The 1187-nt window shown below is 68.7% G+C and carries 2 protein-coding genes; both read right to left on the reverse strand.

Going from position 1 to position 1187, the window contains the following annotated elements:
- Positions 1–6: 6 nt before the first annotated feature.
- Entirely contained in the window at positions 7–927 is a 921-nt protein-coding gene (locus Q8Q85_14875; protein MDP3775541.1) for a lytic transglycosylase domain-containing protein, read from the reverse strand.
- 42 nt (positions 928–969) lie between these two features.
- Positions 970–1187 (reverse strand): HAD hydrolase-like protein (locus tag Q8Q85_14880; GenBank protein MDP3775542.1); only part of this gene is annotated, 218 nt, incomplete at its 5' end.

A 1187-nucleotide genomic window follows, 5' to 3' on the forward strand; every position in this document is an offset into this window, starting at 1 on the left:
AAGACTTCAGGTCCCGGACAGGTGCCGGTAGAGCGCCATCACGTTGACCACGTACCACTGCGTTTCATTATATGGAGGGATGCCGCCGTACCGCGTGACGGCGCCCCGTCCGGCGTTGTACGCAGCCAGCGCCAGCGCCTCGTTGTCCCCAAAACGGTCCAGCTGTCCGCGCAGGTAGCGCACCGTGCCGTAGATGTTGGCCACCGGATCCGCGGGGTTGACCCCGAGCACGCGCGCGGTGCCCGGCATCAACTGCCCGAGCCCGTACGCGCCGGCGTAGGACCGCGCGGTGATCCGGAAGCCGGATTCCACCGCGATGAGCGCCATGACCAACCGGGGATCCACGTTGTACCGGTGCGAGAAGTACAGCACGCTGCGCACGATCGCGTCCACCTGCTCCGGCGACAGCGCCGGATTATACCAGCGCGCGACGTAGGCATAGCGCTCGGGTTCTGCCCCTTCATCCAGCACGGGGGCAGCTCGGCCGCGGATCGTGCGGATCCACTGCCGGGCGATCTGCGCCGTCTGCGCCCGCGGGCTCCTTGCCGCCTGCCCCAGGGCGCGCTCCGCATCCGTGTACCGGCCGAGCCTGGCATACGAGGCGCCCAGCCACAGCATGACCTCGGCCGACGGGCGAATCTCCGCCGCGCGGGCAAACGCCTGCGCCGCGTGTTCACTGTATCCCATCTGATAGTAGGACGCGCCGAGCCACACCCAGGCGTTGGCGTCGCGCGGGGATGACGCGAGATACGCGCGCAGTTCTGCGACGGCGTCGGCATGCCGGCCGCTGAGGTGAGCGTCACGTGCCGCGGCGAATGACATCGCGGCGGTGGCGGGAAGGGCGAGGCACGCGGTCAGCGCGCCAACCAGGACCGCGACCAGCAGACGGGAGGAGCCGTAAGGATGCGCCTGAAGAGGGCCGCGCATGAATGGAACCACAACTTCGCTATGCCCGATCAGGACCCTGCGCTAGTCCGCGCGAACCCGCTCCACCACTTTCGCTCTGACCAGCCGCTCGATGCGCCGGATCACCCGCGTGGTCGCGAACTCCCGCACGGACAGGGGCTCGACCAGGATCGTGCGCAAGCCGAGCAGCTTACCCCCCAGGACGTCGGTGAACAGCTGATCCCCGATGAGAGCCGTCTCGCGCGGCCTTGTGCCCATCAGCGCCATCGCCCTGAGGAACC

It is taken from the genome of Gemmatimonadales bacterium (assembly GCA_030697825.1).
Classification (GTDB): Bacteria; Gemmatimonadota; Gemmatimonadetes; order Gemmatimonadales; family JACORV01; genus JACORV01.